Below are 24626 nucleotides of genomic sequence, written 5' to 3'. Positions count from 1 at the left end.
TATTCTGTGCAAATTCTTCTGGCTGTAAGTCAGAAGAATTTGCATCTATCGATTGAATATCGAAATAACCCAACAGGTGGTGCGAGTAATTGACGAAAAGCAGGAAAAAGCTTTTAAACATATTCCTTACTTTCATAATGGTGATTAGTTTAGTCTTACCAAGCATTTCTGTTAACACTGCAATCGCAGCTACAACTGCCAACGATTTAATCTTCTCAGAATATGTCGAGGGTACTAGTAATAACAAGGCAATTGAGATTTATAATGGTTCAGGCAAAAGTGTAGATTTAAAAAATTATGTTGTTGAATTGTATACCAATGGGGCTAGCACAACAACAAATAAATTAGATTTTTCTACAGTGACCAATTCTATTCTCGAGAATGGAAAAACGTTCGTAATTGTTAATAGCTCTGCTGGAGCAGCCCTTCTGGCCAAGTCAAACCTAACTCACAGTGTGACTAACTTTAATGGGGACGATGCTCTAGTTTTAAAGAAAGGGACAGAAGTCATTGACTCCATTGGTGTAGTTGGAACAGATCCAGGGACACAATGGGGTACAACTGTTAAAACATTAGATCAAACCTTAGTTCGTAAAAGTTCAATTACAACAGGTGATACAAACGTTTCTGATGCCTTTGACCCAGCAACAGAGTGGGATGGACATCCAATCGATACCTTTACTTACCTTGGCTCCCACACCATGGATGGTGCATCAACTCCCGTAGAAACAAAGGTTGCTAATGTAACAGCTTCACCTGCAGCAGGTGCTGTAGCAGCTGGAACAGCGGTAACATTAACAACTGCAACAGAGAATGCAAAAATTTACTACACAACGAATGGTACTGAACCTACAACAGCAGGCACAGAATATACAACTCCAATCGTCATTCAAACAGACACTTCAATCAAAGCAATTGCTGTAAAAGCAGGCTTAGACAACAGTGATGTCTCCACTTTTGCTTACACAGTATTAAAAGAAAAAACAATTGCTGAAGTGAGAGCAATGGCACTTCAATCAAATGTTCAGACTAGCGGTGTTGTTACAGCCGTATTAGGAAGAGCGATTTACTTCCAAGATGCAACCGCAGGCCTCGTGGCTTACACACCAACTGATAGTTCAACCATTCAACCAGGACATAAGATTCAGGTGTCAGGTAAATTAGTTGAATATTCGACCTTACTTGAAATTGAAGCAAATCATGAAAACATCGTCATTTTAGGTACGGAAGCAGTTCCTGCTGCCGAACTGGTAACAGCTGCCCAACTGCAAGAGAATAAAGAAGGCATGCTCGTAAAAGTTAGAAATGTTTCAGTCGGTGGATTCTCTGGTGGAAACTATACAGCAACTGATGCTGCTGGTACAAGCTTCCAAATCCGTCCACCAAGTTCAACCATGCTAACTTCTGGAGTTACTTATGAAGAAGTAGCTGGTGTTCTTAGCGCATTTAACGGTGTATACCAGCTAATCCCACGAAATATTGGAGACATCATTTTTGATTCAAGTATTGTTCAAAATGTGATCGCAACTCCAGGTGCTGGAATGGTGAAAACAGGCACTGAAGTAACATTATCAACTGGTACAGAGGGTGCAACGATTCACTACACGCTTGATGGCAGTGAACCGACTACCGCCAGTCCAATGTATACACAGCCAATCGTCATTAACAATGCTGTTACGGTTAAAGCGTTGGCGGTTAAAGCAGAAATGAAAAATAGTCCAGTTGCAGCCTTCTCCTATATCATCCAGGACGGAGCTATTCGTATCTACGATATTCAAGGTGCAACACATACATCAATCCTAAGCGGTCAGAACGTAGCCGATGTTGAAGGCGTTGTAACCTATGTTGATGGTACAAGCCGTTTCTTCATCCAAGATCTAGAGGGTGACGATGATGATCGTACCTCTGATGGTATTTTAGTTTTTAAATCAAGCCATGGTGTAGCAGTGGGTGACCTCGTTAAAGTCTCAGGTAAAGTAACTGAATACTATGGCGAGGGCTATGCTGAGAAAACATCTACTGATTTAACGATTACGCAAATAGAAGCATCAACGATTTCAAAGAACGGTAAAGCACCGCTACCAGCACCTATCACACTTGGTGTTGACCGGATTGCACCTTCAGAAGTCATCGATAACGACCAGTTTGGTACATTTGATCCAGAGGAAGATGCAATTGACTTCTGGGAAAGCATTGAAGGAATGTATGTAAAAGTTGACAATCCAAAGGTTATTGCCCTTCAAAAAGACGCACTAGTCTGGGTTGTTCCAGGAGATTATGAAACAAATGTAACTCCAGGCGGCTTACGTATTTCAGAAAATGACTATAACCCAGATCGTATCGGTGTCGATGTTCGAAATGGCGGTACAGCCAATAAAGACTACCGTGCAAAAATGGGTGACTACTACACTGGTTCCATCACAGGTGTTATCAACTACGGGTACAGCAACTTTAAGCTTATGGCGCAACAATCGACTCTTCCACCATTAACGGAAACGCCGATTCTTCGTGAACCAACAAGTATTGTTCCTGCTGCAGACAAGTTAACGATTGCAACGTATAATGTTGAAAACTTCTCAACTGTTACACCGGATGCAAAAGTTACAAAAATTGCTGATGCAATTGTAACGAAGATGAAGAATCCAGATATCATCGGATTAAACGAAGTACAGGATAACAACGGAGAAACAGATAACGGTGTCGTTGAGGGTGCACAAAGTGCACAAAAGATTATTGATAAAGTAATCGCTCTTGGCGGCCCTACTTATGCCTACACAGAAATCGCTCCTGTTAATAACAGAGATGGCGGTGCACCTGGAGCAAATATCCGTGTTGCTTTCCTTTACAATAAAGACCGTGTGTCGTTAACAACAGGAGCACCAAAAGGTACAGCTACAGAATCGGTTGGCTTTGAAAATGGCAAGTTAACAGTAAACCCAGGGCGTATTGACCCAACAAACTCTGCGTTTAATTCAAGCCGTAAGCCGCTTGCAGCACAATTTGATTTCCAAGGTGAAACGGTTATTGTAGTGGCAAACCACTTCAATTCAAAAGGCGGAGACCATCCGTTGATGGGACAAAACCAGCCGCCGGTTTTAAGTAGTGAAATTCAGCGACATAAGATTGCTGGGATTGTAAATAACTTTGTTAAAGATATAAAATCAAAAGATGCAGACGCTAATGTGGTTTTACTAGGCGACTTTAATGATTTTGAGTTTACTCAAACTTTAACAATTGCTAAAGGTAATGAAATGGTTAATATGATCGACCGTGTTCCTGCTGCTGAGCGTTATAATTACTCTTACCAAGGCAATGCGCAGGTGTTAGACCATGTTTTAGTTACGAACAACATGGCGGCTAACACATCAGTCGATATCTTAAATATTAACTCTGGCTTTATGGAAGTACATGGCCGTGCAAGTGACCATGATCCAGTCATCATTCAAACATCTTTAAAATCAACTGTAGAGGTGTTACCACCAGTTACTCCGCCAGCTGATACGAAGGTGTACAACTTAAATAATTTTAAAACGAAGAAGCTTACTATCAATAATGCAGCTGCTGATCTTACGGTGAGTGCTATGTCTGTGTTTACAGAAGGAATTTTGGTAAAAAGTTCTTATGCGAAGCTTACTGGCGAAGGCTTAAAGAACGCAACCATTATTCTTAGCCCGACTTCACCAGGTACGATCATTGATCTAACCGGTGTAGAGGTTAAAGAAGTAATCATTGAAAATGCAAATATCAGCCAAATTAGAGGCATTGAAAACGTTCAGAAATGGACGATTAAAGATGGCGTGGATACATCTAAAATCAAATTTACGAATGTTGGAGGAGAGGTTTTACCCGCTCCCTTTGTTCCAACACCAGTAAATCAGGCACCAGTAGTGTCAAAGGCTTTAGAAAATGTTTTAGTATCTGTAGGCACACCTGTATCCCTTAATTTAAACAACCATTTTTCTGACCCAGATGGGGATGTTTTAACCTACACAGCAACAGTTGGAAATTTTCAGGGTACAACGTTGACGATTCCAACAACAGCTGAAGGCACTACAACGGTTACTGTTACAGCTACTGACGGCAAGAAAACCGTAAGTGCCTCATTTGTTTTAACGGTTACTGCCGCACCAGCGTCTGATGTAGAAGCTTACTACCAAGCAGCAGCTGGCAAAACAGGAGCTGATTTAAAGGCTTCTTTGCACAATATTATTAAGGTGCAAACGAGGTTAACCTACTCTCAAGTAACTGACGCATTAAAACAAACGGATGAAGACCCAAATAACCCAAATAACGTCATTCTATTATATACAGGCCGTTCTCAAGCAAAATCAACTTTTGGCGGCGGTGCGAACGATTGGAATCGTGAGCATGTTTGGGCAAAGTCTCATGGTAATTTCGGGACAGTCGTAGGTCCGGGGACAGATATCCACCATTTAAGACCAACAGATGCTTCTGTTAATAGCTCTCGCGGACATTTGGACTTTGATAATGGCGGTAATTTTCATAGCGAATGTACAGAATGCAGATATGACAGCGATTCTTGGGAACCGCCTACCCGTGTAAAAGGTGATGTTGCAAGAATGCTTATGTACATGGCTGTTCGTTACGAAGGTAATGGAGAACTTGACCTCGAATTAGCAGATAAAGTTAACACATATCCAACGCCTTTTCATGGTAAATTATCTGTTCTTCTTCAATGGAGTAAGCTAGATCCTGTTGATGCATTTGAAATGAATCGAAACAATGTGATTCAGAGCATCCAAGGCAATCGTAATCCATTTATCGATCATCCAGAATGGGCAGACCTAATTTGGCCTGCTAGCTAAATCATACAAAAAATACGACCTAGTTCAAGGTCGTATTTTTTATATGCGGTTGTAGGACCACAGGTGCTTTGACTTTTGCTTTTGGTTCTGCCCTACATCCATAAAAGAGGATATAACCAGTTACAAGGTAAAAGGCTACGGTAATTCCATTTCCGATGAGCCCAAACATCGCTTCTGTCATACTAAAGAGTGTAAAAGTTACAATGATGACAAAGGGGAAAACCGCTAAGGTATCCTTCTTGTTTCGAAAAGCAAATAGAAATGCTTGCACCATTAACGCCACTAGAAAAGTTGTTAACAATAGTGCAGGAATGATTCCATAAACACCTAGTATATTGATAATGCTGTTATGGGCACCTTCAAAAAAATGATCAAAATAGTCCTCGCCGTTCCCAAATAAACGGGCATCCCTCATGACAATTCCCCAAGTACCTGTTCTTCCGTTTAGAATATTGCCGTTCTGATAATACTCAGCGAATTTGTCTACCAATCCAGCGAGAAATACCTCCCTGAGGGGAGAGAGCCAGGCAATAACGCCTAAGGTAACCAGAGAGAGCAAGGGCTTAAAGTTCCCGCGTGCTACTAGGAAATAAACAGTGATAATGAAAATAATAAATGCTACTACGACAAAGGATGTTCGGCTAGAGGATAGAATGACACTTCCAAGCGAAAGTAAGAGTGCTGCAATGAGGAGAAGCTTTGTCCATCTTTTTTGCTTGGGAATGGTAATCAGAATAATAAATCCAGAGATACAAGCGATTGCTGCGATTTGTCCAAACCCATTTGGATTAGCCGTAATTCCCATATATGGAAGGGAGTCAACAGGTCTTAGAACGTACGATAGCAAAATATAAAGGAAGTTTGAGGCAAATAGTGCATAGTGAATGACAAATCCGCCTTTTTTTGTAACAAAGGGCATGACGATAAAATAGATAAACGGAACAATTAATAAAAAGAACAGTCCCTGGATGGGAAATTCATTATTTAAGGTTTCTGAGACTAGTACCGATAGGCTAAATAAACTCCAGAGAATAAAGATATAGAAGGCTAGGAAGGAAGAAAATCGGACCTTTTTGATTCCTCCATTTATAAAATAAATAAAGATTAGAATCGAAAAACCAATGGAAATCAACATATATCTAGTCATAATCAGTTCGGGTGTTAGCGGACGATACTGACTTCCCATCAGGACGATTGATGCAGATAGAAAAATCATCGTAAAGAGTAGTAAGGTAATTTTCTTCATATTAATAGCCACGATAAACATTTTCTAAATACTTTACGTTATCGGCGACGTCATAACCGAACCTTTTAAGCTTCAACTTCCGCTCATCCCAGCTAGGCCTTGGGTTTTTATTGATGATTTTCTCGGCTTCCTCTGCCCAAGACTCTGCACTGTCTTGTAGGCTTTTAAAGTTAACTAGATTCATAGCTAAATTGATCTCCTTAGGAACGGCATCCGAAACTAGGCACGGTACACCTGCTGCTTGTGCTTCAATTACGACATTCCCTAGACCCTCATAGATGGAGGGGAAAAGAAAAAGGTCAAACTGGCTTATGATCGTAGGGACATCAGAACGTATTCCAAGCAGTTTTACTGAATCTTGGAGGTTATTGTTAGCTAGCCATGCCTGTATATTGGTTTTCTCTGGACCATCACCAACGAGTACAGCTGAGGCCTGTGGATATTTTTTCCGAAGGTGAGAGAAGACTTCAAGGAAAAATGGATGGTTCTTAACGCTGTCAAAGCGCCCAACATGGCCTATCACCATGGTATCGGATTTAGGATGCACTGAAATCCTCTCATAGTCTCGCAGATTAATGCTGTTTGCTAGCACAATCGTTTCTGCGTCTCTACCAAACAGGGATTCTCCTGCGGCTAATGAACAGCTAAACAAATGGGTGGCGTTTTTGTGAATCAATCTCTTCATGAAGGATTGATAGAATTGACGAACGAGAGTGGCCTTTCTTCCATCCGAAGTCGTATGACTGTGGGCAATCCGGACAGGAATCTTCGCCTTCTCTGCTGCCTCCAAAATGATCCCGCTAAAAGAGTGTGGATGACTATGGATTGCCGAAAACTGATTGTTTTTTAGAAGCATAAGTAGTTCCTTTCGGTAGGAAAGGATCTTACTCATTCTTGGGGAGGGAAGCTGAAAGATTCTCCCACCTAAATCTAGTATCTCTTGATCGTAAAAGCCTGACTCTCCTTTGTCGACCAAAAAGTCGAATTGAATTGTCTGTCGGTCCATGGCTCTGTACACATTCATAATCATCGTTTCAGCACCGCCGACATTCATGGCTCTAAAAACATGAAGAACCCGATTAGTCATTCGTATCACTCCGTTAGTTCGAGGTCTTAAAAAGTTTTCTTTTCCTTGGAAAGGTACCCTATCACTGCAAAGAAAAGTGTAAGCTGTTGAATGGCAGTAGTAATAATGGTAACGATGGCTGCACCGGTTAATCCGTAGGCAGGGATGATCATAATACTGAGAACAATCGTTGCCAGGACCCAAATAGCAGATAAATAGGGTTGAATTGAAAACTTACGCATAGCTGTCAGGGCAAACCCCAAAAATGAGCCTGCATACATGAACGTCCCTGCAATCATTAGTAAAACAAAAAGCGAGTGGTATTGCATATATTCCTGAGTATAAATGACGCCGAGAACCTGTTTACCAATTAAGAGTGTCAGCAAAATCCCCACAAGTCCATAAGCGAAGCCTGCTAAAACAAATTTTGATAATAGCTTAGTAAACATTGGGTATTCCTGTTTGCTATAATGAGAGGCCAATCGCGGACTGATGCTTTGCCCGATTGCATTAATCACAAGATTACCTGCCGTTATGATATAAAAGATTGCAGAAAAAAATCCAAGTGCTTCTGTTCCGCTGATCTGTTCAATAGCGTAGCGGGGAATATTCGTATATAAAGAGATCATCATCATGACAATCCCAAGTGGAAAGCTAGTTAGAAACAGTTTTTTTACTATAGTATAATCGATGCTAGCAACTTTACGAGTCTCAATGAATTGCTTTGCTTTTTTTAGTTCGAGGAAGATTAATAACACGATCCAGGTTAAAGTATAGCCTATTACGGCCAGTAAAAGACTGTTCGTCACTGCCAATAGAGCTGCTAGGATGACTAAAGAGAGACTACCTCTTATTATGAGCGATTTTGCAATCATGTCCATTCGTTCATGTTTTTGAAACAAACCATAATGCAGCTCGATGATCGATTCTATTACTTTGGCAATTCCTATGAGGAAAATGACAAGAGCGGTTGGTCCATGGTACCCGCCAATTAGAATAACTATTCCTAGAAAGCATACGGCTATTAAACTCATGATGCCTTTCAAAGTTAAATAGTGTTGAAACGAGTATTCATTCTTTGTGTCTGTTGCTAAAACAGACCGTAACTGAAGGTCAAATATTAGGATGATGGGTGCGGTAACGGCTAGACCTAGTGTAAAGCCTCCGACCATTGCAGGAGAACCTAACTTAGCGAGCACCATGATGATCCCCCACTGTGACAAGGCATACATTACATTTCCTGCTAACATATACGACATATTTCGCCGTAAAGACAATCTTGCCAATCAACAAACCCCCACTACCATTTTCCCATTTACTTTCTAATTATATGTTATTAGACCAAGTTTATAAAGTGTTTGTAGAAAAGCAATTATGCCCTTTTTGCTTGGCTGTGCCCAGATTCGAAACTGTAAAAACAGCTCAATTCGACAATCTTCGTTGATATCAGTAGGTTAGAAGGTTATAATAATGATAGTTAAAAAGTTTATAATCGGGAAGAGTTGTTCTTTTACTGGTTATATTTAGTAGGGGGAAATTTGGTGAAGCTGAATAGTAAAGTGATCCTTGTTCTTGTTTTTTCACTGGCATTGGCATTAGTTGGTTTAAGCGGCTTTTTTCAGAAAGACAAAGCTGCCAGTAGTAAAGAAGAAAAGACAACAGTAACAACCACTGATCAGAATGAGGGCTCTGAGGCTAACAAAGAAACAGGGACTGAAGTAGAAGAAAGTGAGACAGCGACTGCTGAAAATGCTGAGTCAAAGGCTGACTCCGAGTCTGAGTCAAATTCGTCAAAGACTGATTCAAGTTCCAACACCGAATCTAACGCTAAAACAGACGATCAGACAGGTTCAAATACAGGTTCAAAAGCTGAAGAACCAAAGAGCAAAGAAGAGCTTGAGGATGAAGCAAAGGCCGTTAATGATCTTGTTCTAGCCAATACAAAAATCGTTCAGATCTCCAATATTGCGAAACGTTCGCATGAATTATATCCTGATGCAGGACCGTTCTATGTTGTCCGTGGAATGGACATGCGCGGGCAAGTAAGCGAAATCTGGATTAAAGATATGCAAATATATGAAATGGTAACTGCCAAATAAAGATAAAAAAGAAAACGATAGTGCACTATCGTTTTCTTTTTTTTGTATAGATTTCATTTGTTTTACTCCCCATTTGCTCAACCGTAAAGCTCCCAGCAAGGCTTAAGAAATAAAGGCCGATCTGCTCACGCTCTTTGTCGTCGGAGATGATGGCTACAAGGCGATTATACATATCTAAATCATCATTGATACTGACAAGGAGGTTTTCTGTCCCAAGTGGGTCAACGACTTCCTTTACACCTCCGACATCTGTACTAACCACAGGAAGTCCCCGCCCACAGGCTTCGAGTAAAACGTAGGGAAGACCCTCTTTATGAGAAGTAATGATCATCGCATGCATCCGGTCCAGCCACTCGGCTACATTGCCCTGACTGCCTTTTAAATGAACCAAACTCTCGAGGCTGCGTTTCTTAATTTCCGTTTGGTAATGTGTAAACAAAGGCCCATCACCAAGTAGCCAAAATTCTAATTTCTCGTGGGATTCTTTCTTAAAACGCTCAGCGACACGTAAAAGCATATCTAAATTCTTTTCTGAGGAAAATCGTCCTACAAACCCAATTATTCTTTTATCCTGCTCACGGAGATGCCTTTGCTTTGTTTTCCAATCAGCCATTGAAAGGATGGAATTCTTCGGTATTCCATTATGAATCACTGTCATTTTCTCCTCATTGATGCCTTTGTCTGATCCATGCTGATAGTCAAAGGCAGATACCGTAATAATATCGGTCGAAATCAGACTGAAGGCTTTCTCAAGTGACAGGTAAAACATGCTTTTCTTTTTCGATAGAGTCGGGTCCGTGAAAACAAAGCCATGAGCGGTATAGATGTTTTTGTTCATTCGATTTAAAAAGCCGGCAAACCTAGCAAGTATACCGGCCTTTGAACTATGAGAATGAACGATGTCATAGTTTCCTTTTTTCATGAAAAGGAACAGCTTCATTAATGCTTGAAGGTCTTTCCTTAAATGAATGGTTCTAGGTATTGGTATGACGGTAGTGTTAATCTGGTTATGAGCTAAAGCTTCTTGAAGAGGACCTTCTTCCCCTAAGACGACATGAACATCATGTCCTTGCTTATGAAACCATTCTGAAAGATAAAGGAGGTGGTTTTGAGCTCCGCCGATATCGGCGCCTGTAATCACATAGAGAATTTTCATTTATTGAATGGTGTTGATTACACCTGCCACTCCTTTAACAAAAGATTCTTTCGTAAAATGGTGCTCGTACCTTTTTTGAGCCTGCTGTCCTATTTGCTTACGTAAGTATGGCTGATCATACAGAAGCTTTAATTTATCTACCAGTTCATCAACCTTCCCTGGATGAATCATAAAACCTGTTTTAGCTTCTTCAATTAACTCCGGCACTCCACCAACCTTTGTTGAAATAACCGGCAATCCAAGGGCCATTGCCTCAATAATGGACAGCGGCAGTCCTTCCGTGTCTGAAGGTAAAATAAATACATCAGATTGATGTAAGTGAGGCCAAGGCTTTTCAACCCAGCCTAGAAACAAGACCGATTGAAAGCAGTCCAGCCGGTGAGTTAGATCGAGCAAGGAATTCTTATAATCATCAGAGTGCCATGGAGGCTTTTCACCCAGAATTTTCAACTGTACCTGATATCCCATTCGATTAAGCTTAGCACATGCTTTTATCGCAAGGTCCTGCCTTTTCCCTGCTACTAATGTTCCGATCATGCAGATGGTAAAAGGCGGTTTTTTCTTTGTTTCAACAGGAGCCGGTATGTCTAAGCCATTGTGGACGACTACGAATTTTGCCTGCTGTTTCGGATATAGTTTTCGGTACTTATCTGCAATTGCATGGGAAACGACGATGATTTTGTCAGCGAAGAAAATCCCAATCCCCCCTAAAAGGTTGTTGAGCTTTTCTTCTCCATGGATATGCCAGATTACTTTTCGACCGAGCAATTTAGCCAGCCAGCCAATGATTAACTGTGAGCGGAACTGGCTCGTATAAACGAAATCAATCCGATTTCGCATCATAAACAGAAAAACCTTGTAAAGATGTGGAAGGATATGCACGAATTGAGATAGTAAAAAGAAGATTCCTGATTTTACCTGTTCTTTTCGAATTTGGTTAACGTTGTCGTTGATGGGAATCACGGTTAGACGTTTGCCTGCCGCTTTAACACGGTTGTTCATTGGTCCATTTGTCGAGGTAACAAAGTAGGTTTCCAACGCCTCTTCCTCAAGAGCGAGCAGGAGTTCAAGCTCACATTTCTGAGCTCCCCCCCATTCTGGGCGACTTTCGTAAAAAAGAATCTTTTTCATATTATCTCCATCCTTTTGCAAACAGAATAACCGGGATGGATTTTAGGATAATCTTTAAATCTATTAAAATTGAAAAATGGTTAATATAATGTAAATCTAATTTTAATTTTTGCGCTGGAGTAAGTTCATATCCGCCGTGGATTTGCGCCCAGCCAGTAATTCCAGGTTTAACTTGAAGGCGGCTGCGAAAAGAAGGCAGCTGTTTTTCAAACTCTTTAATAAAATACAGCCGTTCTGGCCGTGGACCAATCATTGACATTTCGCCTCGTACGATGTTAATGAATTGGGGGAGCTCATCTAACCGATATTTTCTTAAGTAATGCCCCACCCTGGTAATCCTAGAATCATGACTGTCGGCCCATTGGGGACCATTCTTTTCGGCGTCACCATACATCGTTCTGAACTTTATCATCAAAAAAGGCTTCCCGTTAAGACCGATTCGTTCCTGTTTGTAAAAAACAGAGCCCTGTGAATCAAGCTTTATCAGGATCGCTATGATGAGCAGGAAAGGAAATAGAAATAATAGGGAAACAAAACTAACGGCAATGTCTACTATTTGCTTGAAAAAATAATAAAGTGGCTTGGGAGAATAAGAAGCTACGATTAATTTTTGTTCATTTATTAATTTCATCAATGCCACCCTTATGATTTATTGTCACGAGTTTCATTAAAATAATCGATCGTTAATGCTAATCCTGTAGTGATATCCACATTAGGGGACCAGTTGATAACCCTTTTCATGTTAGTAGAATCAAGGATGCTTCGTGTGATATCGCCTTTCTTAGGAGGCTGTATTTTCGGACGAACTGTACTGTTTAACTTCTTTAACAATATTTCTATGATTTGGTTGATGGAGGTTTCTGTTAAGGTTGCTACATTGAATACATGATTTTTTCCTTGTTTTAGGGCCTGAAGATTGGCACGGGCTACATCCCCCACATAGATAAAATCCCTTGTTTGTTCACCATTTCCAAAAATAGTCGGTATTTGATTTTTCATTAATTTTTCTAAGAAAATGGATATAACTCCGCCTTCGCCTGTGTTGCCTTGACGCGGGCCATACACATTTGAATAACGCAATATGCAATATTCAATTCCAAATTGCTCATGATAGAGCTGTATATATTTTTCAACGGTCAGCTTAGACAGCCCATAAATGGAGATCGGATTATGAGGATGTGTCTCAGAGATTGGCAGACTTTCAGGCAGTCCATACACCGCAGCCGAGGAAGCGAAAATAATCTTTGCTTTGTATTTTCGACATTGTTCAAGCAGCTTCAGTGTACCCAACACATTCACCTGAACATCCTGAATCGGATTTATCATTGAAAGTTCGACGCTCACCTGTGCGGCTAAATGGAATACAGCCTCAGGCTCATGCCGGGCAAAGATTTCTTCGAGGACACCTTCCTGTGTAAAATCTGCGTAGTAATAAATTGCATCTGGGTTTGGCTGTTCGCATTTATTGATATCAGCCACAATCGTTGTAAAGCCTTCCTGTACAAGCAAATCAACGGTATGTGAGCCAATAAAACCGGACCCGCCGGTCACTAAAATATTCATGCTCTAACCTCCCATAGTTGGTGGTACTAGGTGTCTAACATAAGATTTTTTTCTATATTTAGAATTAAATACTTACCCGAATTATATTACAAAAGGACTATGTAATCTATAGATTTTGGTTAAGTTTGTCGCAAATTGTAGGTTGCTGTAGGTGAGTTTCAGGCCGACTAACGATTTAGCTGATATGGTTAAAGTTTTCTATATCATGAATGCTATGAAGGTAGTAGAATTTAAAGATAGAGTAGATACGTATCTACTAAAAATAGTAATTCATTTAATGGGGGAAATTAGGGATGGCGAAAAAGATCATTCTAGTTTTGTTGTGTTTAATGGTAGTTCTGCCTAGTGTGGGGCTTGCGAATCAAAGTACTCTCACGAATCTTACGGATGAGCCGTTAGGACCGGTAATGGAGATGGTTACTGTTTCTCCGAGCGAGGCTGGGGTTGGGGACACAATTGTGATTACGGCCAAAATAAAATCGCCGTATTTTGAATTAAAAAAGGTTCAGGCCAATCTCACTGGTGCAACGGACAAGCTGATTGATATGACTTACAATCCTGTTAATGATACATGGACTGGTACGTATCAGGTGCAGGAGTATGATCATCAGGGAAAGTGGTATGTGAGCTTTTATCTTCACGGCAAGGAGTATGGGTGGTACCGCTATACCCAGCAGATGATAACGGTGGTGAATCCGAATGAGGACCGCGTGCAGCCTGTGGTTAACAGTATTACGATTGAACCAGGCTCTGTAGTAGCGGGAGAACCGTTCAAGGTTACTGTCAAAGTTACTGATCAGACTGGATCAAGTCGGTAAAGGCTGACTTTCTTCAGCCGAATGGGTGGACAAAGATAGGGCAGCCGCTTACCTATGACAGTCAGAAGGATGAATGGACGTTTACTTATACATTTGAACGAAATAACGATCCTGGTAATTGGAAGATTGAACTTGAAGTAACAGATTTAGCAAATAACAAGACCACGGTTACAAAGGACTTTGTTCTCCTTAATCCTGATGCTGATTTTACTCCACCGGTGGTTGAGAATATTATCATTAGCAGGCAGGAAATTAGTGCGGGTGAGAGCTTGAAGGTTACCGCTAAGATCTCTGACAATCTCTCGGGAGTCGCATCGGCAACCCTAATGCTTTGTGATGAAAATTGCTACCAAGCACCTTTTTATCACAACTCTGGCACAGGATTATGGGAAGCAACTTTTACCTTTTATCCGGGGGTTATGGATGAGGGGACCTACAAGGTTGATATCCAGGTGTATGACTATGCTGGGAACTTGACGTATCCGAAAATTGACCAAGTGGTAAAACTGAAAAGACTTACCGGCTGGGTGTGGCGCGATGGAAAGTGGTGGTTCTACTTTGACCCCAATACCGGAGAGTTAAAAACGGGCTGGTATAAGGTCGGTACGGTTTGGTATTATTCCAACTTAACCGGTGTGATGCAGACGGGTTGGATGAAGGATGGAGCAACCTGGTATTACTTAAACAGCAGCGGTGCGATGCAGACTGGCTGGTTAAAGCAGGGAACAACGTGGTACTATTTGAAACCTAGCGGGTCCATGGCAACGGGTTGGCAGAAAGTAGGTACCTCCTGGTATTACTTTGCTTCAAGCGGAGCGATGTACACTGGCTGGCTGAAGAGCGGCGTTAACTGGTACTATCTGAAGAGCAGCGGTGCAATGGCAACTGGGTGGGAGACCATCGCAGGAAAGAGATATTATTTTGATGGTAATGGTGTTTGGCGATAAGTTTTTGATAGATTAAGAGCTCCCTTCGTATTTGTTGCGAAGGGAGCTTTTCTTTATAGGTATTTTTTGTGTTAACGCTAGTTTTTGTGGTGCGAACGATGCCGTTGAGAGGTGAAAAACGGTTCACAAGGTAACCGTAGTAGCGATCGAACAATGCCGTTGAGAGGTGAAAAACAATCCACAAGGTAATTATAGCCTTCGTACGATGACCTTCAAGAACAGAAATAGATACGCAAGGTAATCCCAATCGTTTCAGTTAAATAAAGTTTGTTCCTGCTACTAAGAAGCTAAAAAGTGCCCCTAGAATTAAGCCAGTCGTGATGCAACGGATTGTGACTTTTTTCGCCTTTCATGTTGTTAACTAAAGAATGGATGGAATAAGCCTGAATGTTTTGGTTCAAGCTCTACTTATGTTTTAGGCGAACAACTGTAATAAAAAGGAATTATCGTTCCTTTTGTAGAATAATTAATGGTTACTTTTAATAGAAAGATAGGGATTATATGGTGAAAAGTATTTTAATAGTGGATGATGATCCAAAAATTGTTGAATTAATTGAAATATATTTAAGCAATGAGGGCTATATCCTTTTTAAAGCGTATGATGGTGAACAGGCCTTGGCTTCCATGGAGATTAACAAGGTGGATTTGGTGATTCTAGATGTGATGATGCCTAAAGTGGATGGGCTTGAGGTTTGCAAGCAGATTCGACAGGTTAATACTCTACCGATTCTAATGCTCAGTGCAAAGGCGGAGGATATGGATAAGATTATCGGAATCATGACCGGTGCTGATGATTATATGATCAAACCCTTTAACCCATTGGAGCTGGCAGTGAGAGTGAAAGCACTGTTAAGAAGGGTGGCCATGGATCAAAGACAAATGTCAAATGAACTTGGGAGGTGTGTCCGTATTGGTTCGCTCGAAATAAATAAGGATACCCATACGGTTATGGTCGAGGGTCAGCAGATTAAAGTAACGTCCCTTGAGTTTGATATTTTATACTTACTTTCTAGCCATCGGGGGAGAGTCTTTAGTTCGGAGGAAATCTTCGAAGGTGTCTGGAAGGAAGATGGCTATGGTGCGAGTAAAACCGTAATGGTTCATATTAGCAATCTAAGAGAAAAATTAGAAAAAGCAACGGGTGGAGAGAAAATCATTACTACGGTATGGGGAGTGGGGTATAAAATTGAAGCCTAATATCCGGAAGGTCATTCAGTTCGTACCCGTATGGAAACTCGCCTACTACCTAACAGTTATGCTTATTTGCGCACTCTTCACATCTTATATGGTGGTCGAATCAACTGGCAACTTTATTGCCAACTCTACTACCCTTAGCGGTCTGGCAGATGAGACAGTCAGTCTAATCGGATTTTATAAGTATTGGGATTTGAAACGAACATACGGACCGTACCTCTATTTTCTATTAAATGCGATAGTTTTTGCTGTTTATTTGCGGCTGCTCTATTACTACCTTCATAGGAAATTCCATAACCATACACTGTCTGATGTGATTAATCAGGTTGGGATTATTGCCGAAGGGAATTTTAACAATAGAGTAGAATCTTCAGATATTCCGGAGTTATCGAGTCTTGCAGATCATGTGAATGGTATGGTTGAAAAACTGCAAAATGCGATTGAAGAGGAACGATTGGCGGAGCAGGCAAAAAGGGACCTTATTACAAATGTCTCTCACGATTTACGGACCCCGCTGACCAGCGTAGTAGGCTATTTAGGTCTGATTGAGCAGGACGAATACATGGATGAAACAGAGCTAAGGTATTACGTGCAAACTGCTTCAGAAAAGGCGAACCGGCTGAGTAGATTGCTGGATGATTTATTTGAGTATACGCGGGTGCAAAGTCAGGGACTGCATGTAAAAAAGGAACAGATTGATCTTGGCGAGATGTTGAGTCAGCTTGCCGTTCAATTTCGATTTCACATTAAGGAAGCTGGTATGGAGTGCAGGATGTTCCTTCCACAACAGAAATTAATGGTGGAGGCAGACGGTAATAAGCTTGCCAGAGTTTTTGAGAACCTTATAACCAATGGTATTAAATATGGTAAAGATGGCCGTTACCTCGATGTTTATGGAAAAGATGACGAGGATACTATTGCTATTACTATCGTAAATTATGGACAGGCAATATCCAGCCTGGATTTACCCTTTATTTTTGAGCGCTTTTACCGGGTTGAAAAGTCCAGAAGTGATAGTGATAAGAGTTCCGGGCTAGGATTAGCGATTGCCAAGGGATTAGTAGAACTTCATGGTGGCAGAATATCTGCTGCGAGCGACGCTCAAAAAACAGTTTTTACAGTTACTCTGCCGAAATTTGAAAATCTTTAGAAATTCTTTACCTTTTCTTTCCTTAAACTTAAGGTCTTTTGTTTAAGCTGATGAAAGACATTAAGTGAGGGAGAGGTAGTAGTAATGAAAAGGATGTTTCTTTTTTCTATCATTGTTTTGCTGACATCAGTCTTTTATTTTGATTTTTATCAGAAGGGGCCAGACATTGACGCAGAGTCCTACATATTAATTAATGCTAACACTGGAGAAACCTTGTACGGAAAACATGAAGATCAACCATTTGCGGCAGCAAGCATGTCTAAGCTAATGACAGAATATCTTGTTTTAAAAAGCATTACAGAAGGAAGGCTTGATTGGGACGATCGTGTCGTCATGTCGGAGCATGCAGCGAACAGTATGGGGGTAAAAATTGATGTACCAGCAGGGGCGATGTTAACAGTACGAGATTTATTTACTTCCATGGTCGTGGCCTCAGCAAACAATGCAGCGATTGTTCTGGCAGAGGCAGTCGGTGGAAGTGAGGAGAATTTCACTGCTTTAATGAACGAAAAAGCTAGAGATTTTGGGTTATCCAGACATACTCGGTTCGTGAATGCGACCGGTTTACCTACCGTAAGTAATGAGGAAAATATCATGACCGCAAGGGATGTTTCGAAGCTGGCAGTTAAACTCATTGGGGAATACCCAGAGGTGCTTGAAACCACTCAGCTTACCTTTTATCAACTGGCATACGACGGAAGTGTTGTGTATAGTACCAATCGAATGCTGAATAAAAACAATCCATCGCTGTGGTTCGAAGGCGTAGATGGCTTAAAGACAGGCTTCACCGATCGTGCCGGCTATTGCTTCACAGGTACCGTTGAACGGAACGGAAAGAGGTACATTTCGGTTGTAATGGGAACGGAAGAAACGGAAAAAAGATTTATTGAAACTAGGAAATTGTTTGCCTATGGTTTCAATGAGCCCAATATTCCTAGTATTAAAACAATTGTGAAACAATACGTGAGCCGATGAAAGGGGTTCGCCTTTAATAGAGTGGTAAGAGCATGTAAGGTTTAGTATAATTAAAAATACACAAACGTGTGTTCTAAAAAATGTGAATTCATAGGAATGAGGAAATGAACGTTGCTATTCAAATTTACTACCATACAAGTGACAGCAGTGTTTTGAGAAGAGGGAATTTTCCGCTAAAAGGAAAAGCTCCTGAAATAGTGGCATTTAATTTTTGGAAGTGGATTAAAGGGGAACACGCTTTTCATTGCGAGCTTGAAAAGGTAGTTTGCGATGGCGAGGATATTACAGAGAAGGTATTGGGGCTTTGTGGTTAGTGGAGTGCCCTTGAAATTTGTTTAAGAGTAAAGGGCAACCCCAACCAAGCCTGACAGAACAATGACATAGATTGGATTCCAGCGAAGCTTCATTAATGCAAATAATGACAGTCCGAAGATGAGCAATGTACTTAGTGCATGCCATGAGAACCTTACGCTAACTATATTGTTAGACAAAGCAAAACGAATAGCCGCAAAGATAATTAAGCTCGTAACAAGCGGCTTCAAGCCATAAAACATCGCTTCAACCGCTGGATTATGATGGAGCTTAATAAAAAAGGCAGCAACTGTAAGGACTAGAATCATAGAAGGGAACAGCATGGCCAATGCTGAAACGATAGCGCCCTCGATTCCTGCTGCAGTATATCCGACTAAAATAGCACTATTTGTTGCCATTGGCCCTGGAGACATTCCGGCAATCGCAATCATGTTGGTCAGCTGCTCAGCTGACATCCAGCCGTACTGAGTGGCTGCATTTTCTATGATGGGAATCATTGCATATCCACCACCAAAGCTGACAAACCCCATAATGAAAAATGTTTTAAACAGTTCCCATAATACCATCTAAGTACACCTCCTTCTTAAATACCAGCTCCCCACATAAAATTTTCGGGATTTGCGGTTGGGTCTTTTTCGTATATTTGTTTTCGACTGGTTTTGTGGCCCCATTTGTTTTTTAAATAGACAACGACAATTCCACTGAGTGCACCAAGAAAGATTGCTAAAACAGGATGAATGAAGAACAGTGCCGGCACACCTATCAACACGATGCTGAAGGTAGTCTTGTCGATAATCGCTGTTTTGGCTATCTGAATAGCTGCATAGACAATGAGAGCAACGATGGTCACACGAATGGAAACAAAGGCGGCTTCCAACTTCGGATTGTCATGGATGAAAAAATAGCTCATCCCTAAACCGAGAACGATTATAAAAGTAGGTAATGAAACGCCAATCAAAGCGGCGATGGCCCCCTTGATTCCGCCGATTCGATGACCAATGAATGTTGCAGAATTAACGGCAACCGCACCAGGTACCGTTTGCGAGAGGGCAAAGACATCTGTTACTTCTTCCTTTGATAGCCATTTCTTCTTTTCAATGATTTCTCTTTCAAGTAACGGGATCATCGCATAGCCGCCGCCAAACGTAACGGGACTAATTTTGAAAAAAGTCCAAAAGATATGAAACAGCTTTTTCCATTGCTCCTTCATTGTATTCCTTCTTTCTAAATGGTTATATACAAGTAAATTTTATCACTTATTCTATCTTACTGTTATGTTATCAAATAAGACTACAATGGTAAATTGCAACAATTGTATAGGGTATAACAAAATCGTATAGCATCGGATTTGAATTAATCTTTTGTATGTTAATATATAAATGATAGACAGTCCATCGGTTTTGGAGGGTGATTTCGCTTGAACATAGAGAGTCTGCAGATGTTTTGTTTGGTCGTGGATGAGGGCAGTATCAGCCAAGCCGCAAGGTTAAGCTACGTTTCCCAGCCGGCTGTCACCAGACAGATCCATCAATTGGAAAATTATTATGGTGTGCTGTTATTTGATCGGACAGACGGGACGATGAAGGTGACGGTAGCAGGGAAGATGCTGTACCCCTACGCCAAAACCATCGTTCATGATTTCAAGCGGTCAAAGGAAGTGATTAAACAGGCGATGGGGGAATATGAAATTACACTTCATCTTGGCGCCTCGTTTACCATTGGCGAGTATTTATTGCCAAGCTTGCTGGGACGATTTAAAAAGGAAATACCGGAAATGAAAGTAACGTTGACGATTAAAAATACACCAAATGTGCTAGAGGACTTAGAGAATGATGTCATCGACCTAGCGCTGGTTGAGGGTTTGGTTGAGAATGAGAGTTTGATTGTCGAAAAATTTGCTGATGATGAGCTGATTCTCTTTTGTTCACCTGAACACCCATGGGCTGGTAAAGTTCAAATGGATGAATTGTTAAATGAACGAATGATTATGCGTGAATCTGGTTCTGGGACAAGACTGGTGGTTGAAAACATGCTACACCAGCATGGAATCCTCGAAAAAATCAACGGGTATATGGAATTAGGCAGCACCCAAGCGATTAAAGGCGCTGTAGAAGCGGGGTTAGGAATTTCGATTCTGCCAAGACTGACGGTTGCTAGGGAACTGAGCTTAGGACTGCTGAAGGAAGTAGACATAGAGGGAGTCACGATTAAGAGGAATTTATGGCTAGTAAAAAAGCACCAGCGGTTCCACAAGATTGGAGTCACAAAATTCCTGGATTTTATCTAGAAAAGCCTGGAAATGGATTAGGATATTTTGGAGGTGTTGTTTTGTGGAGCTTGTTGTGAAGATAGAAAGGATTTCCGCGATCGAGGAATATAGAGAGGGACTTTCGAATCTTTTAGTAGAAGTGGTTGAAGGCGGGGCATCAATCGGTTTTTTACCGCCAATGGGTCAATCTGTGGCAGATCAATATTGGGTGCAGGTTCCAGGTGATAACGTCATTCTATTTATCGCTAAAATTGACCACCAAATGGTGGGGACGGTACAGCTGCATTTGTGCACAAAACAAAATGGCACTCACCGGGCCGAGATTGCCAAGTTGATGACACATCCTGGTTTTCAGCGAAAAGGAATTGGCCGTTTGTTAATGCAGGAGGCTGAAAAGGCAGCAAAGGAGAACGGACGGACATTACTTGTGCTTGATACAAGAGAAGGTGATGTTTCCAATCTGCTTTATACGTCAATGGGATATAGCCAGGCGGGGCGGATTCCGAACTTTGCTCAGTCTGAGAAGGGTACTCTAGATGCTACGATTCTTTATTACAAATTGCTTTAAATAGTATAGGAGTGCACTGTCACCGCCCGATTGTTTGAAGTTGACTTAAAAAAATCGCTGCCACTTATAATAGCAGCGATTTTTTTAGGCGTTTTTTCGTCTAGGATTTTATAAAAGGTTCAGGATGAGGATAACGTTCTCTGCATCCAGCTTCAGTGCCTAGCCCCTCTATGGTCTACAGCCACTCCTGAATTGAAGGCAAAGAACGCCTTCAGTTCAGGAGCGTGATATGCTTGGCGTGGCTGATCAAGGCACTTGTGCTTTTGTTCTTTCATTTAAGAGGGGATCACAACTCTAGAAAGAACAAGCTATTTGTCCCCATAGTTTTCTATTTCCTCCAGCAGTTCCGAAGGCTTCATATCGAATGCATAGGCAAGTAAAACAAGGGTAGGGAGAGTAGGCACCTTAATATCTCTTTCAAGCATACTAATGGAAGCTCTATCTTTTAAACAACGGTGAGCTAACTCTTCTTGGGATAACTGTTTCTTTTTTCTAAGATTTTTTACTACAGGGCCAACCTGAAGTACAAGATTACTTTTCAATAAGATTTCTCCTTTAATCCAAAGGTATTTATAAATATTCTAATGTGCAAAGTATGGTTTACTTCTACTATTCTTTTGTGTTTTCCTCTAAACAATTAAAATTATATTTGCCATTTCGCTCTTTACAAAGCTGGCGACCTTTTTTCGGCTCAAGATATAGGGTGATTGGACTAGGATGGTTTCCTCTTTCGAGGGAAGTTCGTTTTAACTGATTGGCAGTTTCTATTTTATTATTAAAGTGGGACCGCTTTGAATCAACAATGATGGAATGGCCGTTGCTTAGCTTTACTTCTGTCTTGTTGCCAATCGCTGTGGTATTAATAATGTGGTCCGGGTTAAACCATATACAATCGTCTTTAGTTGGTGATTTGTCAGGAAAAAGGCAAATGCCTTGATATGGATTTACGATAAAGGGACACATACAACGATTCCCTAGAATTGATTTTGCCCCAACAATCGATCCCTTTAGATTTAAACCTATGTACTTCAAGGTATCATCTAATATTTGTAGATTTGTTCTCTCTACAAGGAAAGAGAGATTTCCAACCATAACTCTAGAACATAGCTTCCCGTGCTGGTCATATTCACCTGTCATTAATACCATGTTTTTTTCAACGAAATAATAATTTACAATAATAATGAAAATCAGCTCCTAATCCTCTTTTAATATACTAAGACTACGGGACTATCACTTAACCTCCATCGAACCTCCTCCTGATAAGAATCTGAAACGTAGTACTGGTAAGATTGTTAGAACAAATCCGTCTAGGTAGAAATATATAGGAAAAGTTCGGAGTTGATTTTTTTACCTTACTATTATAGTAAACATGGACTAAGACCTATTTGCTATAGCAAGATAGAAACAAATTTTGTCTTTTTTGCGAAATTTTACATTTCTTTGTGAAATTAATCGATTTTAGTGGAATTATAGATGATAAATTAAAGAAAATCATAATTTTGTTTGCCCTCGTAATTTTTTCAAGGCACTTACCCGCCAGTGTTTTACGGCAGATATGGTGACGTTTTCTCTTGCTGCGAGTTCCTCAGTGGACAACCCTTCAAGAAAATAGGCAAGAACCCACTTCTTTTCCTTCACGGTTAATTGATCACAGTAAGAGAGAAGCTGGTCAGCTTCTAGTGGAAGACTAGCTTTCTGATCTTCGATGGCGCCCCAATACTCCTCTTCAGGATATACACTTCTTTCCTTATTCTTGTTTTCGAAAGTCATCTCAGATAGCATTTTTCCTCTGATATACATATAGGCATAGCTGGGAAAGTCGCCCTTCCTTGGATCAAAGCATCTTTGTGCCTCCCACAGGGCAATGAGGGCGGTTTGATAAAATTCTTTTTGATTTTTATAGATGTTCAAGGAACGAATCAATTTATGAATCATCGGCTGATATTGTAATGCTAACTGATCAAAATCGAAGTTTTCCACTTGCTAATCCTTTTGGGACAGCGCGCTTCCGGTTTATTCCTAGGTGGCTTAACCATACCGTGAATAACGATTTTTACCGAATTCAGAAAACTCGAATTTTTAGCGAAAATAGTAAATTTGAAGCAGTAAAAGTGTAGGAAAAGGCAGATAATACGTTGAAAACATGTAATTGAAGTGAATTTCCTATCAATTTAAAAGTTTTCGTCTATTTTCAGATAATAGAAAAAAAGAGGGAAAAGATGAAGGAGAGAAAAGTAAAAGGAACACCGAGTGGGTGTTCCCGTTTGAAAAATTGAGGATAAACCATGACAGTCCTACAATTAATTAAAGTAACCAAAAGTTTTGGGAGCGGCCATAAGAAGGTAGATGTCTTGAAGGAAACAGATTTCGAGGCAGACCGCGGGGAACTTATTGCGATTATCGGCCTTCTGGTTCTGGAAAAAGTATGTTTGTATTTGAGGTGGTCGAAACTGAAAAGGTAGACGATGTATCACATTTAAAACGAATACTAGCTTACTACAAGGAAAAGGGATTCCATTATGCTTTAGATGATGTCGGCGAGGGCTTCAGTACGATTGAATTACTCTCAGAACTAAGTCCGCAATATATGAAATTGGATATGAAGTATGTTCAAGGGGTTGCTGCTGATAGTGAGAAACAACAGGTGGCTAATTTGTTCTTAGAAAAGGCGATCAAGATTGGATCGAAAAACTAAGGTACTCGCCTAAAGGCATGGTGAAAGCCAAGTTTTTCTAATGTTCAATATTCCGTCAAATCATTTCTAACAAACTGTGAACTTTGTCACTTTTGCATGGTGGGAATATAGAAAAGGAGTATAGTGAAAGTATAGAGAACAACTTAATTTTGAAAGGCGGAATGAAAAATGTTTAACAAATTTTTAAGAGAAAATAAGATTGCAGCGGCTATTTTAACAGTCATTCGTTTATATCTAGGTTACGCTTGGTTCACAGCAGGTTTAGGAAAAATTACTGGAGGTTTTGATGCTTCAGGATATTTAGGAAATGCAGTTGCTAACCCAGTTAAAGGTCCAGACGGCAGCATGGTTTACGGCTGGTATGTGAGCTTCTTAGAAAGCTTTGCACTGCCAAACATCGAATTGTTCAACGTCCTTGTACCTTGGGGCGAAACATTAGTCGGTTTAGGCCTTTTACTTGGATGCTTCACAACAGCAGCAATGTTCTTTGGTCTAGTGATGAACTTCAGTTTCTTCCTAGCCGGAACTGTATCTCATAACCCAACAGACATCTTCTTAGGCTTCATCATCCTTGCTGCAGGCTTCAACGCAGGCAAATACGGCTTAGACCG

Annotated in this window: 24 protein-coding genes; 12 read left to right on the top strand and 12 right to left on the bottom strand. The window is 40.7% G+C overall.

From position 1 onward, the window contains the following. The first annotated feature begins 89 nt into the window (after positions 1-89). Positions 90-4826 (top strand): endonuclease, encoded by a 4737-nt coding sequence (locus tag BTR25_RS10980; RefSeq protein WP_075688121.1) that lies wholly within the window; start codon positions 90-92, stop codon positions 4824-4826. 19 nt (positions 4827-4845) lie between these two features. On the opposite strand, the gene BTR25_RS10975 is transcribed toward BTR25_RS10980, so the two are convergent. From BTR25_RS10975 to BTR25_RS10965, 3 genes are read right to left on the bottom strand one after another with little or no spacing between them, the layout of a single operon-like run. Next, complete coding sequence (locus BTR25_RS10975; protein ID WP_075688120.1) at positions 4846-6072, bottom strand: O-antigen ligase family protein; 1227 nt, start codon at positions 6070-6072, stop codon at positions 4846-4848. A 1-nt stretch (position 6073) separates the two neighbouring features. Next, positions 6074-7159: a glycosyltransferase family 1 protein gene (locus tag BTR25_RS10970; protein WP_083652331.1), complete on the bottom strand. Its 1086-nt coding sequence runs from the start codon at positions 7157-7159 to the stop codon at positions 6074-6076. Positions 7160-7185: 26 nt separating this feature from the next. Next, a complete protein-coding gene (locus tag BTR25_RS10965) occupies positions 7186-8424 on the bottom strand; it encodes an oligosaccharide flippase family protein (RefSeq protein ID WP_083652330.1) in 1239 nt (412 codons plus the stop codon). A 255-nt stretch (positions 8425-8679) separates the two neighbouring features. On the opposite strand from BTR25_RS10965, the gene BTR25_RS10960 reads away from it, so the two are divergent. Then, positions 8680-9237, top strand: coding sequence for a hypothetical protein (locus tag BTR25_RS10960; protein WP_075688119.1), 558 nt, complete (start codon positions 8680-8682; stop codon positions 9235-9237). Positions 9238-9262: 25 nt separating this feature from the next. Here BTR25_RS10960 and BTR25_RS10955 read toward each other — a convergent pair whose 3' ends face one another. From BTR25_RS10955 to BTR25_RS10940, 4 genes are read right to left on the bottom strand one after another with little or no spacing between them, the layout of a single operon-like run. Continuing rightward, the gene (locus tag BTR25_RS10955; RefSeq protein WP_175596756.1) at positions 9263-10378 is read right to left on the bottom strand and encodes a glycosyltransferase family 4 protein; all 1116 of its coding nucleotides are present in this window, start codon (positions 10376-10378) and stop codon (positions 9263-9265) included. 15 nt (positions 10379-10393) lie between these two features. After that, positions 10394-11524, bottom strand: coding sequence for a glycosyltransferase family 4 protein (locus BTR25_RS10950; protein WP_075688117.1), 1131 nt, complete (start codon positions 11522-11524; stop codon positions 10394-10396). Position 11525: 1 nt separating this feature from the next. Next, a complete protein-coding gene (locus tag BTR25_RS10945; RefSeq protein WP_075688116.1) occupies positions 11526-12155 on the bottom strand; it encodes a sugar transferase in 630 nt (209 codons plus the stop codon). Between the two features lie 11 nt (positions 12156-12166). Continuing rightward, positions 12167-13087 carry an NAD-dependent epimerase/dehydratase family protein gene (locus BTR25_RS10940; RefSeq protein ID WP_075688115.1) on the bottom strand — a complete coding sequence of 307 codons (921 nt, stop codon included), beginning with the start codon at positions 13085-13087 and terminating at the stop codon, positions 12167-12169. Between the two features lie 293 nt (positions 13088-13380). On the opposite strand from BTR25_RS10940, the gene BTR25_RS10935 reads away from it, so the two are divergent. The 6 genes from BTR25_RS10935 (at position 13381) to BTR25_RS10910 (ending at position 18485) form a co-directional block, all read left to right on the top strand. After that, positions 13381-13905 carry a hypothetical protein gene (locus BTR25_RS10935; RefSeq protein ID WP_075688114.1) on the top strand — a complete coding sequence of 175 codons (525 nt, stop codon included), beginning with the start codon at positions 13381-13383 and terminating at the stop codon, positions 13903-13905. 218 nt (positions 13906-14123) lie between these two features. After that, complete coding sequence (locus BTR25_RS28420) at positions 14124-14852, top strand: cell wall-binding repeat-containing protein (RefSeq protein ID WP_303046825.1); 729 nt, start codon at positions 14124-14126, stop codon at positions 14850-14852. Positions 14853-15353: 501 nt separating this feature from the next. Continuing rightward, positions 15354-16049 carry a response regulator transcription factor gene (locus BTR25_RS10925; protein WP_075688112.1) on the top strand — a complete coding sequence of 232 codons (696 nt, stop codon included), beginning with the start codon at positions 15354-15356 and terminating at the stop codon, positions 16047-16049. Then, positions 16039-17196 (top strand): sensor histidine kinase, encoded by a 1158-nt coding sequence (locus tag BTR25_RS10920; protein WP_075688111.1) that lies wholly within the window; start codon positions 16039-16041, stop codon positions 17194-17196. Before BTR25_RS10925 ends, BTR25_RS10920 begins: the two co-directional genes overlap by 11 nt. A gap of 84 nt (positions 17197-17280) precedes the next feature. Beyond that, positions 17281-18171 carry a D-alanyl-D-alanine carboxypeptidase family protein gene (locus BTR25_RS10915; protein WP_075688110.1) on the top strand — a complete coding sequence of 297 codons (891 nt, stop codon included), beginning with the start codon at positions 17281-17283 and terminating at the stop codon, positions 18169-18171. Between the two features lie 104 nt (positions 18172-18275). Then, on the top strand, positions 18276-18485 hold the full coding sequence (locus BTR25_RS10910) for a hypothetical protein (protein ID WP_075688109.1): 210 nt from the start codon (positions 18276-18278) through the stop codon (positions 18483-18485). A gap of 21 nt (positions 18486-18506) precedes the next feature. Here BTR25_RS10910 and BTR25_RS10905 read toward each other — a convergent pair whose 3' ends face one another. Next, positions 18507-19049 carry a chromate transporter gene (locus BTR25_RS10905; RefSeq protein WP_075688108.1) on the bottom strand — a complete coding sequence of 181 codons (543 nt, stop codon included), beginning with the start codon at positions 19047-19049 and terminating at the stop codon, positions 18507-18509. Between the two features lie 17 nt (positions 19050-19066). Next, complete coding sequence (locus tag BTR25_RS10900) at positions 19067-19693, bottom strand: chromate transporter (protein WP_075688107.1); 627 nt, start codon at positions 19691-19693, stop codon at positions 19067-19069. 207 nt (positions 19694-19900) lie between these two features. Here BTR25_RS10900 and BTR25_RS10895 point away from each other — a divergent pair, with 207 nt between their 5' ends. Both BTR25_RS10895 and BTR25_RS10890 read left to right on the top strand, forming a co-directional pair. Then, positions 19901-20770: a LysR family transcriptional regulator gene (locus BTR25_RS10895; RefSeq protein WP_075688106.1), complete on the top strand. Its 870-nt coding sequence runs from the start codon at positions 19901-19903 to the stop codon at positions 20768-20770. Positions 20771-20813: 43 nt separating this feature from the next. Beyond that, positions 20814-21320 (top strand): GNAT family N-acetyltransferase, encoded by a 507-nt coding sequence (locus tag BTR25_RS10890; RefSeq protein WP_175596755.1) that lies wholly within the window; start codon positions 20814-20816, stop codon positions 21318-21320. 308 nt (positions 21321-21628) lie between these two features. On the opposite strand, the gene BTR25_RS10885 is transcribed toward BTR25_RS10890, so the two are convergent. From BTR25_RS10885 to BTR25_RS10875, 3 genes are all read right to left on the bottom strand, one after another. After that, a complete protein-coding gene (locus BTR25_RS10885; protein WP_075688105.1) occupies positions 21629-21862 on the bottom strand; it encodes a helix-turn-helix domain-containing protein in 234 nt (77 codons plus the stop codon). 67 nt (positions 21863-21929) lie between these two features. Beyond that, positions 21930-22496 (bottom strand): competence protein ComK, encoded by a 567-nt coding sequence (locus BTR25_RS10880; protein ID WP_303046826.1) that lies wholly within the window; start codon positions 22494-22496, stop codon positions 21930-21932. 315 nt (positions 22497-22811) lie between these two features. Then, a complete protein-coding gene (locus BTR25_RS10875) occupies positions 22812-23300 on the bottom strand; it encodes a sigma-70 family RNA polymerase sigma factor (protein ID WP_075688103.1) in 489 nt (162 codons plus the stop codon). Between the two features lie 445 nt (positions 23301-23745). On the opposite strand from BTR25_RS10875, the gene BTR25_RS10870 reads away from it, so the two are divergent. Continuing rightward, positions 23746-24015, top strand: a complete 270-nt coding sequence (locus BTR25_RS10870; RefSeq protein WP_083652337.1) for an EAL domain-containing protein — start codon at positions 23746-23748, stop codon at positions 24013-24015. A gap of 168 nt (positions 24016-24183) precedes the next feature. Then, the coding region (locus BTR25_RS10865; RefSeq protein ID WP_075688102.1) for a DoxX family membrane protein at positions 24184-24626 on the top strand (443 nt) is incomplete at its 3' end.

The sequence above is a fragment of the Bacillus sp. MRMR6 genome (assembly GCF_001940785.1).
Taxonomy (GTDB): Bacteria; Bacillota; Bacilli; order Bacillales; family Cytobacillaceae; genus Neobacillus.
The sequence above is the reverse complement of the archived record's forward strand: the minus strand, read 5'-3'. Positions and strand labels throughout refer to the sequence as shown.